Below are 14646 nucleotides of genomic sequence, written 5' to 3' on the forward strand. Positions count from 1 at the left end.
TCTTGCAGATCTCTAAAATAAGCTATCAGGGAAGGCTTATCTATTTTGCGGCAGCATCCGGTTTAGGTGTTGCTGCTGCAAAATCTCCTGATCATCCCCATATGCTCATATTGTTGTTCTTCTTCTTTTCCTATCTTCTACTCCGTAAACAAAAGACCCTTTTCATTCTTACACTTCTCACGTTTATGTTCTTTACCATTTACTACACCCAAACCGACAATCGAAATGTTTCACAATTTACAGAAGGCAGAACCGTTCTCCGCGCAGCCTTTTTAAAACCGCCTGAGTTTGACGGAAATCAGATGAAAGGCCTGATTCTTGCGCATGGGGAGAAGCTGTCTGCCGTCTATTACGTTCAGTCTGAACGGGAACTTATGAACCTGGCCAAACAGATTGAAGCAGGCACCTCCTGTACATTTAATGGCAATCTCACGCATCCATTAAAAGCGACTGTGCCTAATGCGTTTGACTATCATGATTATTTGAGGTATAGCAGAATTCACTGGATTATGACCCCGGATTCGATCAAAGACTGCAGCGGCGGGGCATCATCTTTTTTTGAAAAGCTGGCTGAGTACAGAGAAAAAGGGATTAAGTTTGCTGCCTCGGAATTTTCTCCCCAATCAAGAGGCATTGCTGCGGCGCTGCTTTTTGGATACAGAGAGCTTATTCCAGAGGAGATCAACGAGGCGTACCGGGATTTGGGCATCATCCATTTGCTGGCGATTTCAGGACTGCATGTCAGCATTCTTGTTTCCTGCTTTTACTTCATTCTCATACGCTCAGGTGTGACACATGAATGGGCTGCCCGTATTCTTCTTCTGCTGCTTCCCGTATACAGCCTGCTTGCAGGCGGGGCTCCGTCTGTCCTGAGGGCTGCCGGCATGAGTATGATTTATCTTGCGGTTAAACAGCTGAAAGTAAAGCTCACGGCTGCTGATGCGATTTCCATTGCATTTATCGTGATGCTTGCCGCAGATCCCTATTATTTATTTAACATCGGTTTTCAGCTGTCCTTTGCAGTCAGTCTGGCCCTTCTTTTATCCGTTAAAATTTTATCCTCATTTTCAAGCCGTCTGCAGCAGCTCACAGCTGTATCAGTGATTGCACAGGCTTCCTCTCTCCCGATCATTCTGCACAGCTTCTATCAGATGTCAGCGGTAAGTGTACTGGTGAATTTGCTGTTTGTGCCATTTTATTCAGCGGTCGTCCTTCCACTTTGTATTGGCTCTTTTCTCTTAAAAGCGGCTGTTCCTTCTGCAGGGGCAGTGCTGATTGGAGTGACAGATGCCGTCATTTCCATCAGCAATGATGCGGTGCTGCTTGCAGGCAGCAAATATTCTTTTATGCTTTTATTCGGGAAGCCATCATGGCTGATGCTTTCCCTTTACACGATGTGCTTTTGCTTTGCTGCTGCAGCATACGAACGGAATTTCCTTTTCAGCCGGCTGAAAGGGCCGGCAGCAGTCATTTTTCTGCTTCTCTTCCTTCAGCATCAATCTGCACACTTCCAGGCAGAAGGAGAGGTTGTCATTCTGGATGTCGGGCAGGGTGATTCCATATTCGTGTCTGCGCCTTATAATCAGGGAACATATCTGATTGATACCGGAGGCATCCTCTCGTTCAGCAGGGAAGCCTGGCAGGAAAAACGGTCATCCTACTCCATAGCCGAGGATACGCTGGTGCCATTTTTAAAATCTAAAGGTAAGAACACGCTCGATAAGCTGATTTTGACTCATGGGGATGCGGACCATGCAGGGGAAGCACTGAAACTTTTAGATGAAGTGGAGGTAAGGGAAATCGTCGTTCCAAAAGGATTTATCAGAGGGGATTTTGAAAAAGAAATTGTAGATGAGGCTTTGGCAAGAGGGATAAAAATAACCGCTCTTAAAAGCGGAGATGTTATGGATGACAAATATTTCAAGTGGAAAGCATTATCACCTGCAGAGCTTACAGACAGTGAAAACGATGATTCACTTGTTCTGTACGCGGAAATAGGAGGTCTGAAGTGGATCTTTACCGGTGATCTTGAACATGAGGGGGAGAAGCGGCTCCTTGAAGCCTACAGGGGATTACGGGCGGATGTTCTGAAAATTGGCCATCATGGAAGCAAAGGTTCCACTTCCAATCCCTTTCTTCAGCAGCTGCAGCCCAAGATAGCCGTGATTTCGGCCGGAAGGAAAAACAGATACAATCATCCCCATCCGGAAGTGCTGAAACTCCTTGAGCAAAATGGGGCCAAAACATACCGGACGGACCGGGATGGGTCAATTGCTTATAAATTTAAGGGGGACAATGGAACATTTTCTATCTACCCTCCATACGATAGCGTATCAGGAAAGGAAAAATGAAAAAGAGACTGCCCGGCAGCCTCTATGTAAGGGTTGTCATGAACCGATTAACTTAATAACAGTTGCCATGATGAAGATCGTGGCGAAAAAACCGAATGATACAACAAATCCCACTCCAGAGTCTACAGCGTCGTTGCGTTTACTTTGAACATTCTTTTCAAATTCATTCACAATTTACCCCTCCTATTATGCCTTATAGTATAAGTCAAATCCGCCAAAAAATCTATCATTTTCGGGTCGCCCATTTGTCAACACTTTACACCTATAGAAAGATGGGGACAAGAGGAGACTATAAGAAATCAGATCGATCGCCAGCCAGTATGTGGAACCCGGGTCATGTGCGGCGGCGTTTATATAAATCAGGGGACTTGTCATCAGGTTCCCTGTTCCATTTGGCTTTTCCTCTTGAAAAAATAGCAAAGGACCTATACGATGAGAGAAGCATGATGGAAACTGGGTGATTACATGGTAGTAAATGTCTGGAAAGACCTGAAAAATAAAAAGCTGAAGCCTGTATACCTGCTGCTGGGCAAGGAATCCTATCTTCTTCAGGAAACCCTTCAGCTGATCATAGATGCTGCACTGGAACCGTCCGAAATGGATTTTAATCTTGCGCAGTACGATTTGTCGGAAACGCTGCTTGAAGCTGCAATAGAAGATGCTGAAACGCTTCCCTTTCTCGGTGAGCGGAGAGTGGTTATTATAAAAAACCCGGCGTTTTTAACAAGCGAGAAAAAGAAGGAAAAGCTTGAGCACCGCATTGAAAAACTTGAGGAGTACATAAACTCCCCAGCACCTTATACCATTCTTGTGATTGCAGCTCCGTATGAAAAGCTTGACGAACGGAAAAAAATCACAAAAGCCCTGAAAAAAACAGCCGAAACGGTGGAAATGAACGGATTTTCAGAAGGTGAAACGAAAAAATGGATGAATGAACTGGCGGATACGCATGGGATCACTCTTCAAAACGAGGCCCGGGACATGCTTTATATGCTGACTGCAGGAAATCTTATGGCCATCTCGCAGGAGCTTTCAAAATTGAGTACATATACAGGTGAAGGCGGAACCATTACAGCGGACACGGTATCCTCTTTAGTCGCGAGAACACTTGAGCAGAATATTTTTGAACTAATTGAAAAAGTTGTCCGCAAAGACCGGGCGAAAGCGATGCAGATCTTTTATGACCTGCTGAAAGCAAACGAAGAACCGATTAAAATTCTGTCCCTTCTAATCAATCAGTTCAGGCTCCTGCTGCAGGCGAAAGAGCTTGCAGCACAAGGCTATGGACAGCAGCAGATAGCAGGGAACCTCAAAGTGCATCCTTTCAGAGTCAAGCTTGCTCTGGCGCAGGCACAGCTGTTTCAAAGCAACGAGCTTGCAGCCATCATGAATGAGCTGGCAGAAGCTGATTATGTCATGAAAACGGGAAAGATGGATAAGAAACTGACCATTGAGTTATTCCTTCTGAAGCTTTTCAACAGTAAAAATGCATAAAAAAAATCCTCTTCCCGTGAAGAGGATTTTTTACATTATGCTGAAAGACCGTTTACAGATTTCGTTAAACGAGATTTGTAACGAGCAGCAGCGTTTTTGTGGATTAGTCCACTTTGAGCAGCTTTGTCAATTCTTTTAGCAGCTACAGATAGTGCAGCTTTAGCATTGTCAGCATCGTTGTTAACAATAAGAGCTTCTACTCTTTTGATAGCAGTACGCATAGCAGATTTGATTGTAGCGTTGTGTGCATTGCGCTCAGCGTTCGTTTTTGTGCGTTTGATCGCAGATTTGATGTTTGGCATTCGTTTCACCTCCTAAAAAGCATTCGAGATCTATTATACTCGATATTTTCATCAACAATAAGAACAAGTGATATTTTATCAAACGGGAATATAGAATGCAATAAAATTGTAAAGGAAAATCTCGCAGCCGTTTTCCTCCTGGAATGAAACGTTCCAAAACCGGTAAAAATAAGGAATAAATCTATTTTGCCAGGAGGAAAACACGTGAAAGAATCATTGGATTTAAGCAAGTACTCAGTCCGGACAGATTTAGCCATCGAAGCAAAGGGAATGGCCCAGGAATCAAGAACTCCTGAACAAAAGGAGAAATCTCCTGAAATAGAAGGTGTCATAGTTAAAGAGAGGGATGAGAACGGGATTAAAATCACATCTCTCCAAATAACAGAACAGGGAGCAGAGCTGACCGGCAAAAAACCAGGCAATTATCTGACGCTTGAAGTTCAGGGAATTCGCCAGAAAGATACAGCTCTCCAGGATCAGGTTGTCGATGTCTTTGCAAAAGAGTTCAGCCAGTTTATGGAGGGCCTGAACATATCCAAAGACGCAAGCTGTCTTGTTGTCGGACTCGGAAACTGGAATGTGACGCCTGATTCGCTTGGACCGCAGGTGGTGGAAAATCTCCTGGTGACCCGTCATCTGTTTAAACTGCAGCCTGAAAATGTTCAGGAAGGGTTCAGGCCGGTCAGCGCCATATCCCCCGGAGTCATGGGGATTACAGGCATTGAAACGAGTGATATCATTACTGGCATCATCGAGAAAAGCAAGCCTGATTTTGTCATTGCCATCGATGCACTTGCTGCACGTTCCATTGAACGTGTGAACACGACGATTCAAATTTCAGATACAGGCATCCATCCTGGTTCAGGTGTGGGCAACAAGCGGAAAGAACTCAGCATGGATACGCTTGGCATACCGGTTATAGCACTCGGAATTCCAACGGTTGTGGATGCCGTTTCGATTACAAGCGATACCATCGATTTTATTTTGAAGCATTTCGGCAGGGAGATAAGAGAAGGGGATAAACCTTCCAAAGCACTGACTCCCGCAGGAATGTCGTTTGGAAAAAAGAAAGTTCTTACAGATGAGGATATGCCTTCTGATGAACACAGACAGCAATTTCTCGGTGTCATCGGCACGCTTGAAGATGAAGAAAAAAGAAGGCTGATCCATGAGGTTCTGTCGCCGCTTGGACATAACCTGATGGTAACACCAAAAGAAGTAGACACATTTATAGAAGATATGGCGACGGTTGTTGCCAATGGTCTGAACGAAGCGCTTCATCAGCAGGTTGACAGAGGAAATGCACGATCGTACACCCACTAAAAAGCAGTCTATTTTCTCCTTCTGCTGCATATAATTCAGCAGGCAGGCTTTAAGGAGGAAAAAGAAAGATGAAGCACTTTCGTCAAACTCGCGGTATTGTTGTCACTTTAAACGGGACAAGCTTGAAAAAAGGATTCGCACTAGGCTTTACTTTGTTTATGCTCGTGTTTTTGCTCTCAGGCGCACTGACCTCGCTCAAGCCTGAATACAGGATTACCTCAAAATCAATTAACGAACTGACAAGCAATATTAACGGACAGGCATTCATACACCTTCTTGGTTTTGAAAACCGTTATTTTATAAAGGATCTTCCTAAAGAAACGAAGCTTCCGAGCGTGTCCTCCTTGTTTTTTAAAGCAGCAACAAGCATCAATCCGGATGATCCCCGCAGTCTTCTAGGAAGAGAGCTGCCCGGTTTCACTCTTTTTGACAGTGAAATTTTAGTAGCAGGCGAAGGAACCGACTATACGACCATGCCAATTGAATCTCCGCCTCCAACAGAAGTGCTGCTTGAAGAGAGGGAGGCTTCCATAGCTGACTTGGAGGGAGCAGGCGACGAGCCTGACCAGGCGAAAACCCCTCCGGTCGAAACGACAGGTGACCGGAAAGTCGTCTATATTTATCACACTCATACAACAGAATCCTATCTGCCCATGCTGAAAAATGTGAAGAACCCAAACAGCGCCTATCACTCAGAAGCTAATGTAACCCTTGTAGGCGACAGGCTTGGGAAAGCACTTCAAGACAAGGGAATTGGGACAAATGTTGATAAAACGAATTTTATGAAAAAGCTGAATGAAAAGGGATGGTCCTTTACCAAAGCATACTCAATGTCAAGACCGACAGTCGAAACAGCAATGGCATCAAACAAAGAAATTGAGTATGTCATTGATATTCACCGGGATTCACAGCCTTACAATATTACAACTGCGACCATCGGCGGCAAAAAATATGCACGAGTAGCATTTATTATCGGAGGGAAAAACCCCTTTCATGATAAAAATGCACAGCTAGCATCAGAGCTTCATAAGTCGATCGAAAGCAAGTATCCGGGACTCAGCCGAGGTGTACTTGTGAAAAAATCTCAGGGGTCAAACAGCCTCTATAACCAGGATCTTTCGCAAAATGCCATGCTCATCGAATTTGGCGGAATCGATAATAACCTTGAAGAACTGAACAGAACAGCGGATGCAGTGGCCGACATTTTTGCAGATTATTACTGGCAGGCAGAAAAAGTAAATGCAGCGCCTGCCGCTGAGAAAAAATAAGCAAACAGATTAGAGGGACGTACGATGATAAAATTCATGCTGAAGTGCTTTGTCTTATGCTCGGTTCTTCTTTTTGGAGTCCTGTTCGGCATGCAGCAGGCAAACCACGGCCTCGTTAAAATGAAAGGCTATGAAGACCCGGATTTAAGCAGCGCTTTTGAGGTGAAAAATGATGCATCAGGCGAACTCGAAGCTTCTGTCCTCGGAAACACACACAACCTTGAAGAAAAGCAGCAAAAGCTCGAAGACATGGAAGCATTCAACTTCTTTTCCCAGCTGGGAAAGACATTTGCCTCGTTTGCGAGTGCTGTCATTACGGGCCTGATCAGCTTTTTGGCAAGCCTGGTTGAAAGCCTGTTTCAATAAGCGGGATACTGCATATGATGGAGGGAAGCGGGGATGCTGCTTTCCTTTTTTTGTTTGGGGATTATGAAGGGCAGAAGTGAATAGTGTATTGAGCCCTTGACATGCTTGATGATTGCTGAAGGGCGAAAACCAAGTAAGAATGTGCCCTTCAGAGAAGCGGAAGTAAGTTCTAGGGCATAATCCGGATATAAATTGTGGCGATTCCGCTTTTCGGTGATGTCCAGCTCCGGTGCCCAGACCTTCTGTCAGAACAAAATCCCCGAAAAAGGCAAACCAGGCCTTTTCCGGTGATTTCTTATCTGCCTGCCAGGTCTAAACAGGCCCCTCCGCTTTTCGGTGATGTCCAGCTCCATCGCCCAACTCCTCTGTCAGAACGGAACCGTCGGCAAAGGCAAAAAGCGCCTTTACCGCCGTTTCCTTATCTGACTCCCGGAGCTGCCCGGGCGATTCCGCTTTTCGGTGTTGAATGTTCCCCCCCCTATTGTTATAATCAAAGTTAGTGCATTGGCCAGTTTAGTAGGAGTGATAGAACGATTATGATGAATAAAGACGATAAATTAAAGAGGCAGTCCAAGATCCGCAACTTCTCAATCATTGCTCATATTGACCACGGGAAGTCAACGCTAGCCGACCGGATTCTTGAGAAGACGTCTGCTTTGACTCAGAGAGAAATGAAAAATCAGCTTCTTGACTCAATGGACCTTGAGCGGGAACGCGGCATTACGATCAAATTGAATGCTGTTCAGCTGCGATATAAAGCAAAAGACGGGGAAGAGTACATCTTCCATTTAATCGATACCCCGGGACATGTTGACTTTACATACGAGGTATCCCGAAGCCTTGCTGCGTGCGAAGGTGCGGTTCTTGTTGTAGATGCAGCCCAGGGTATTGAAGCTCAGACGCTTGCAAACGTTTATCTGGCGCTTGACAATGATCTTGAGATTTTGCCGATCATTAATAAGATCGATCTTCCGAGTGCGGACCCAGAGCGGGTGCGTCAGGAGATTGAAGATGTGATCGGGCTTGACGCCTCAGAGGCTGTTCTTGCTTCAGCTAAAGCTGGCATCGGTATTGAAGAAATTCTGGAGCAGGTTGTGGAGAAGGTTCCGGCTCCAAAAGGCGACCCTGAAGCTCCTCTTAAAGCGCTGATCTTTGATTCGCTTTATGATGCTTACCGCGGAGTTGTAGCCTATATCCGTGTCGTTGAAGGAACGGTTAAAGTCGGTCAGAAAATTAAGATGATGGCGACCGGCAAAGAATTTGAAGTTACAGAGGTAGGCGTATTTACGCCAAAACCTGTCCTTATGGATGAGTTAAACGTTGGAGACGTAGGATTTTTAACAGCTGCGATTAAAAACGTGGGAGACACACGTGTCGGTGATACCATTACGGATGCAAAGAACAGTGCCACTGAGGCGCTTCCGGGCTACCGTAAGCTGAATCCGATGGTATACTGCGGACTTTACCCGATTGATACAGCAAAATACAATGACCTTCGCGAAGCTCTTGAAAAGCTTGAGCTGAACGATTCTGCTTTGCAATTTGAGCCGGAAACGTCACAGGCGCTTGGTTTCGGCTTCCGCTGCGGATTCCTTGGCCTCCTTCATATGGAGATTATCCAGGAGCGGATTGAACGCGAATTTAAAATTGACCTGATCACAACTGCACCGAGTGTTATCTATAATGTTTTCCTGACAGACGGATCTGACGTCCGTGTTGACAATCCGTCAAACCTGCCTGATCCGCAGAAGATTGACCGGATTGAGGAACCGTATGTAAAAGCAACCGTTATGGTGCCTAACGATTATGTTGGAGCGGTAATGGAGCTTTGCCAGATTAAGCGCGGCAATTTCATTGATATGCAGTATCTTGATGAAAACCGTGTCAGCATTATTTATGAACTGCCGCTTTCAGAGATTGTCTATGACTTCTTTGACCAGCTCAAATCCAACACGAAAGGATATGCCTCTTTCGATTACGAGCTGATTGGATACAAAGCATCCAAGCTTGTGAAAATGGATATTCTCTTAAATAACGAAAAAATTGATGCCCTGTCGTTCATTGTGCACAATGATTCAGCCTATGACCGCGGGAAAATCATTGTTGAAAAACTGAAAGAACTGATCCCCCGCCAGCAGTTCGAAGTGCCGATTCAGGCGGCGATCGGACAGAAGGTTGTTGCGCGTTCGACGATTAAAGCGATGCGCAAAAACGTTCTTGCCAAGTGCTACGGAGGGGATATCTCACGTAAGCGTAAGCTTCTTGAGAAGCAAAAAGAAGGTAAAAAGCGGATGAAGACAGTCGGATCTGTTGAAGTTCCGCAGGAAGCCTTTATGGCAGTCCTCAAAATGGATGACAATTAATCAAATGATTTTGAGTCACCGGAAAACTGTGATATTGTAAGAAAAAACTACTGCCGCAGTCGTGTACTGCGGCTTCTTTATTAGAAGGTGAGAACTATGGTACAGGCAGCATATTTTCATATTCCATTCTGCGAACAAATCTGTCACTACTGCGATTTTAATAAAGTCTTTTTAAAAAATCAGCCTGTAGATGAGTATTTGGACAGCATGCACAAGGAAATGAAAAACACAGTAAAGAAAACACCGGCAGACGGCCTCAAAACCATCTTTATAGGCGGCGGCACACCGACAGCCCTGAATGAACGCCAGATGGAAAAGCTGCTTACGTCCATTGCCGAAGAATTTCCGGTTGGAAATCTTCATGAATATGCTGCAGAAGCAAATCCCGGTGAAGTCTCCTTAGAAAAACTGAAAATCATGAAAGAGCTTGGAGTAAATAGACTGAGTTTTGGCGTGCAGACGTTTAATGACAGGCTGCTTGAAAAAATAGGCCGCAGCCACAGGTCTCTGGATGTGATGAAAACAATCGGACTTGCAGAAAAAGCGGGCTTTGATAATATCAGCATTGATTTAATGTACGGATTGCCGGGGCAGACGATTGAAGATTTTAAGGAAACCCTTCACACGGCGTTCAGTCTTGATGTTCAGCACTATTCGTCCTATTCGCTGATCGTGGAGCCTAAAACCGTTTTCTATAATTTAATGTCTAAAGGAAAACTTCTTCTTCCTCCTCAGGAAGAAGAGGCAGCCATGTATGAGCTGTTAATGGAGGAAATGGACAAGCACGGTTTCGCACAGTATGAAATCAGCAATTTTGCAAAGCCCGGTTATGAAAGCATGCATAATCTGACGTACTGGAACAATGAAGAGTATTTCGGAATCGGTGCAGGCGCCCATAGCTATGGAGGAGGAGTACGCCGTGCCAATGCCGGACCTCTGAAAAAATACATGGCTTTAGTTGCAGACGAAGGATTTCCGTATACGAGTGAGCACATCGTGTCTAAAGCGGAAGCAATGGAAGAAGAAATGTTTCTTGGCCTGAGAAAATCCGCAGGAGTGGGCCGTGCCAGGTTTTATGAAAAATTTGGCATGCGCATGGAGCAGGTTTTTGGACAGCAGATAAAGGAACAGATTGCCAATGGGCTGATTGAAGAAAACGGAGACTTCCTCTCGCTCACACACAAGGGCAAGCTTCTTGGAAACGAAGTGTTCCAGGCGTTTTTAGGAGTCATTCCTGAAAAGGACGGGCAGTAATCAGTCCTTTTCTTCCTCTTTGTTTTTTTGCCTGTCCTAACACGGGAATTTCGTCTAAATAATTGACATTTCACGAGTGATTTGATACTTTTTATTATAGATTTAGCACTCACACATACAGAGTGCTAACAGAGGTGATGATAATGCTAACAGATCGTCAGCTTTTAATCCTTCAGGTCATTGTGGATGATTTTATCCAGTCTGCACAGCCTGTAGGCTCCCGGACATTGTCCAAGAAGGATTCGATCACGTTCAGTTCGGCTACCATCCGCAATGAGATGGCCGATCTTGAGGATATGGGGTTTATTGAAAAAACCCACAGTTCCTCGGGAAGGGTTCCGTCTGAAAAGGGATACCGCTACTATGTCGATAACCTTCTTGCACCGCAGAAGCTATCAAATATGGATGTTGTCACAATCAAATCCGTTTTTGCAGAGCGTATATTTGAACTTGAAAAGGTCGTTCAGAAATCAGCGCAGATCTTATCGGATCTGACGAACTATACATCGATTATTCTCGGTCCAAAGGTGAACGAAAACCGGCTCAAGCGCATTCAGATCGTTCCGATAAATGACGATACGGCTGTTGCCATTATCGTGACAAATACCGGACATGTAGAGAACAGAACGATTTCCTTTCCCGAAAGCATAGCTCCCCAGGATATTGAGAAGATGGTCAATATTTTAAATGAGCGGCTCTTTAATGTGCCGATTGTGGAGCTGCATGACAAAATCTATAAAGAAATCGTCAGTCTCCTGAAAAATCATATCCAGAATTATGACGCTGTCATGAAGGTGCTTACCGGAACGTTTACGCTGAACAGCAATGAAAAGATCTATTTCGGCGGAAAGACAAACATGCTCAGTCAGCCTGAATTCAATGACATCTCAAGGGTCAGAACGCTGCTTACGATGATTGAACAGGAGCAGGAACTTTACAATATTTTAAATGCCAATGATTCAGGCATAACGATTAAAATCGGAAAAGAGAATGAAAATATCGCAATGGAAAACTGCAGCCTGATCACCGCAACCTACTCCGTTGACAACAGGCAGATCGGCCGCATTGCCGTGCTTGGCCCGACAAGAATGGAATATTCGCGGGTTATCAGCCTGCTGCAGAGAGTGACAAAAGACATGTCGAAGGCGCTGACAAATTTGTATCACTCGTAAAACAATTGTCCATATTGTAAGAGAGCGGAAAAACCGTTTTCCGCTCCTTTCCATGATGTTTATCCTTTAAGGGAGGTGAAAGAAATTGACTAACGAAGCAAAAGAAAGCTTAAAAGAAAATCAGGCAGCCGGGCAGGAAGAAACAGTGATCAGCCAGGAAGAAGAGGCAGCTGAAGCTCAGGTCGGCCAGGAGGAAGCTGTTCAGGAGCAGGGTTCTGACGAGTTATCTGAAGCGAAAGCGAAAATCGAAGAGCTTGAAGCAAAGCTCAGCGATACAGAAAACCGCATGTACCGTCTTCAGGCGGATTTAGATAACTTCAGAAGACGTGCCCGCCTTGATATGGAATCTGCTCAAAAGTATCGTTCTCAAAATCTCATTACCGACATTCTGCCAGCTCTTGATAATTTTGAAAGAGCGTTAAAAATAGATACAGATGACGAAAAAACACAGTCTCTGCTGCAAGGCATGGATATGGTATACCGCCAGCTGATCCAGGCACTTCAAAACGAAGGCGCTGAAGCCATTCAGGCAGAAGGCCAGCCATTTGACCCGCATCTTCACCAGGCTGTCATGCAAGTGGAAGATGAGAATTTTGAAGCGGGAACGGTTATTGAAGAGTTCCAAAAAGGGTATAAGCTAAAAGACCGCATTATCAGACCAGCAATGGTGAAAGTGAATCAATAAACTACATATCAGGAGGTTTTCTACGATGGGGAAAATTATCGGCATCGATTTAGGTACTACAAACTCATGTGTCGCTGTATTAGAAGGCGGCGAACCTAAGGTTATTCCAAACGCAGAAGGCAACCGTACGACTCCTTCAGTCGTTGCATTCAAAAACGGCGAGCGTCAGGTTGGGGAAGTTGCAAAGCGTCAGTCTATCACAAACCCTAACACAATCATGTCCATTAAACGCCATATGGGTACAGACTACAAAGTAGAGGTTGAGGGCAAAGAAAATACGCCTCAGCAAATCTCTGCAATCATCCTTCAGCATTTGAAAGCTTATGCAGAAGACTACCTTGGCGAGCCTGTAACTAAAGCCGTTATCACGGTTCCTGCATACTTCAATGATGCAGAGCGCCAGGCTACTAAAGATGCAGGTAAAATTGCAGGTCTTGAAGTAGAGAGAATTATCAACGAACCAACTGCAGCTGCACTTGCATACGGTTTGGATAAAACAGATCAGGATCAGACAATTCTTGTATATGACCTTGGCGGCGGTACATTTGACGTTTCTGTTCTTGAACTTGGCGACGGCGTATTCGAAGTACGCTCAACTGCAGGTGATAACCGTCTTGGCGGAGATGACTTTGACCAGGTGATTATTGACTACCTTGCAGCTGAATTCAAAAAAGAAAACGGCATCGACCTTTCTAAAGACAAAATGGCTCTTCAGCGCCTTAAAGATGCAGCTGAAAAAGCGAAAAAAGATCTGTCAGGCGTTTCATCAACACAAATCTCACTTCCATTCATTACAGCCGGAGAAGCTGGACCGCTTCACCTGGAAGTAACATTATCAAGAGCTAAATTTGAAGAGCTTTCTTCAAACCTTGTTGAAAGAACTATGGGACCGGTTCGCCAGGCTCTAAAAGATGCAGGTCTATCTAAATCAGAAATCGATAAAGTTATCCTTGTCGGCGGATCAACGCGTATTCCGGCCGTTGTGGAAGCAATCAAGAAAGAGCTTGGACAGGAGCCGTCAAAAGGCGTTAACCCTGATGAAGTAGTTGCACTTGGAGCAGCGATCCAGGGCGGCGTTATTACTGGAGACGTTAAAGATGTTGTACTTCTTGACGTAACTCCGCTTTCACTTGGAATTGAAACAATGGGCGGCGTGTTCACGAAACTAATCGAGCGCAACACGACGATTCCAACAAGCAAATCCCAAGTGTTCTCAACAGCTGCCGACAGCCAGACAGCTGTAGACATTCACGTTCTTCAAGGTGAGCGTCCAATGTCAGCAGACAACAAAACGCTTGGCCGTTTCCAGCTTACTGACATTCCGCCGGCACCTCGCGGAGTGCCTCAAATCGAAGTATCATTCGATATTGACAAAAACGGTATCGTAAATGTTCGTGCAAAAGATCTTGGAACAAATAAAGAGCAGGCGATCACAATCAAGTCGTCTACAGGCCTAAGCGATGATGAGATCGAACGCATGGTAAAAGAAGCAGAAGAAAATGCTGAAGCAGATAAATTGCGCAAAGAAGAAGTAGAACTTCGCAATGAAGCAGATCAGCTTGTCTTCTCAACAGAAAAGACACTGAAAGATCTTGAAGGCAAAGTGGACGAAGCGGAAGTTGCTAAAGCAAATGAAGCAAAAGACGCTTTAAAAGCAGCCATTGAGAAAAACGAACTTGAAGAAATCAAAGCGAAAAAAGACGAGCTTCAGGAAATCGTTCAGCAGCTGTCAATGAAACTGTACGAAGAAGCTGCCAAACAGCAGCAGGGTGCTGAAGGTGCACAAGGCGCTTCTAACCAGGACGACAATGTCGTTGATGCAGAATACGAAGAAGTAAATGACGACAAGAAATAAGTGTTGCCATCCCGAAAGTCAAAGTCAGGCTTGTCTTGACTTTGGCTTTTTTTGATGAAGAAAGATCATGTGATTTGAGGTTTGCCAAAAGCAGGATAGTTTTTAATAATGGATCTATTTGTAAATGGCGATTTTTTTCATATGTCACCAAAACTCCAGCGGACTGAAGCGGAAGGCACTTGACTCCTGCGGGATGAAGAGAACACGGGAGAC

General features: G+C 44.8%; 12 protein-coding genes. 10 read left to right on the plus strand and 2 right to left on the minus strand.

The features are described from left to right. Positions 1–2: 2 nt before the first annotated feature. On the plus strand, positions 3–2351 hold the full coding sequence (locus RKD52_RS06910) for a DNA internalization-related competence protein ComEC/Rec2 (protein ID WP_454099154.1): 2349 nt from the start codon (positions 3–5) through the stop codon (positions 2349–2351). A gap of 36 nt (positions 2352–2387) precedes the next feature. Here RKD52_RS06910 and RKD52_RS06915 read toward each other — a convergent pair whose 3' ends face one another. Then, a complete protein-coding gene (locus tag RKD52_RS06915; protein WP_029279532.1) occupies positions 2388–2522 on the minus strand; it encodes a YqzM family protein in 135 nt (44 codons plus the stop codon). A gap of 294 nt (positions 2523–2816) precedes the next feature. Here RKD52_RS06915 and holA point away from each other — a divergent pair, with 294 nt between their 5' ends. After that, entirely contained in the window at positions 2817–3845 is a 1029-nt protein-coding gene (gene holA / locus RKD52_RS06920) for a DNA polymerase III subunit delta (RefSeq protein WP_454099155.1), read from the plus strand. A 35-nt stretch (positions 3846–3880) separates the two neighbouring features. On the opposite strand, the gene rpsT is transcribed toward holA, so the two are convergent. Further along, on the minus strand, positions 3881–4147 hold the full coding sequence (rpsT, locus tag RKD52_RS06925; protein WP_029279536.1) for a 30S ribosomal protein S20: 267 nt from the start codon (positions 4145–4147) through the stop codon (positions 3881–3883). Between the two features lie 204 nt (positions 4148–4351). On the opposite strand from rpsT, the gene gpr reads away from it, so the two are divergent. From gpr to dnaK, 8 genes are all read left to right on the plus strand, one after another. Continuing rightward, entirely contained in the window at positions 4352–5470 is a 1119-nt protein-coding gene (gpr, locus tag RKD52_RS06930) for a GPR endopeptidase (RefSeq protein WP_454099156.1), read from the plus strand. 68 nt (positions 5471–5538) lie between these two features. After that, complete coding sequence (gene spoIIP / locus RKD52_RS06935; RefSeq protein ID WP_454099157.1) at positions 5539–6738, plus strand: stage II sporulation protein P; 1200 nt, start codon at positions 5539–5541, stop codon at positions 6736–6738. A gap of 24 nt (positions 6739–6762) precedes the next feature. After that, on the plus strand, positions 6763–7104 hold the full coding sequence (locus tag RKD52_RS06940; RefSeq protein WP_454099158.1) for a YqxA family protein: 342 nt from the start codon (positions 6763–6765) through the stop codon (positions 7102–7104). A gap of 539 nt (positions 7105–7643) precedes the next feature. Further along, entirely contained in the window at positions 7644–9467 is a 1824-nt protein-coding gene (gene lepA, locus RKD52_RS06945) for a translation elongation factor 4 (protein WP_454101157.1), read from the plus strand. Positions 9468–9563: 96 nt separating this feature from the next. After that, positions 9564–10721 carry a radical SAM family heme chaperone HemW gene (gene hemW / locus RKD52_RS06950; RefSeq protein ID WP_454099159.1) on the plus strand — a complete coding sequence of 386 codons (1158 nt, stop codon included), beginning with the start codon at positions 9564–9566 and terminating at the stop codon, positions 10719–10721. 143 nt (positions 10722–10864) lie between these two features. Further along, entirely contained in the window at positions 10865–11893 is a 1029-nt protein-coding gene (hrcA, locus tag RKD52_RS06955) for a heat-inducible transcriptional repressor HrcA (protein ID WP_029279550.1), read from the plus strand. Positions 11894–11978: 85 nt separating this feature from the next. Further along, on the plus strand, positions 11979–12578 hold the full coding sequence (grpE, locus tag RKD52_RS06960) for a nucleotide exchange factor GrpE (RefSeq protein ID WP_454099160.1): 600 nt from the start codon (positions 11979–11981) through the stop codon (positions 12576–12578). A 25-nt stretch (positions 12579–12603) separates the two neighbouring features. Continuing rightward, positions 12604–14433 (plus strand): molecular chaperone DnaK, encoded by a 1830-nt coding sequence (gene dnaK, locus RKD52_RS06965; RefSeq protein WP_282032970.1) that lies wholly within the window; start codon positions 12604–12606, stop codon positions 14431–14433. Positions 14434–14646: the final 213 nt, after the last annotated feature.

Source organism: Metabacillus sp. SLBN-84 (assembly GCF_053629595.1).

What these genes read in the sequence shown, in the direction of transcription:
- rpsT (WP_029279536.1), bottom strand. Translation starts at nt 4,147, where the DNA reads ATGCCAAACATCAAATCTGCGATCAAACGCACAAAAACGAACGCTGAG.
- spoIIP (WP_454099157.1), top strand. Translation starts at nt 5,539, where the DNA reads ATGAAGCACTTTCGTCAAACTCGCGGTATTGTTGTCACTTTAAACGGG.
- hemW (WP_454099159.1), top strand. Translation starts at nt 9,564, where the DNA reads ATGGTACAGGCAGCATATTTTCATATTCCATTCTGCGAACAAATCTGT.
- holA (WP_454099155.1), top strand. Translation starts at nt 2,817, where the DNA reads ATGGTAGTAAATGTCTGGAAAGACCTGAAAAATAAAAAGCTGAAGCCT.
- hrcA (WP_029279550.1), top strand. Translation starts at nt 10,865, where the DNA reads ATGCTAACAGATCGTCAGCTTTTAATCCTTCAGGTCATTGTGGATGAT.
- dnaK (WP_282032970.1), top strand. Translation starts at nt 12,604, where the DNA reads ATGGGGAAAATTATCGGCATCGATTTAGGTACTACAAACTCATGTGTC.
- RKD52_RS06940 (WP_454099158.1), top strand. Translation starts at nt 6,763, where the DNA reads ATGATAAAATTCATGCTGAAGTGCTTTGTCTTATGCTCGGTTCTTCTT.
- lepA (WP_454101157.1), top strand. Translation starts at nt 7,644, where the DNA reads ATGAATAAAGACGATAAATTAAAGAGGCAGTCCAAGATCCGCAACTTC.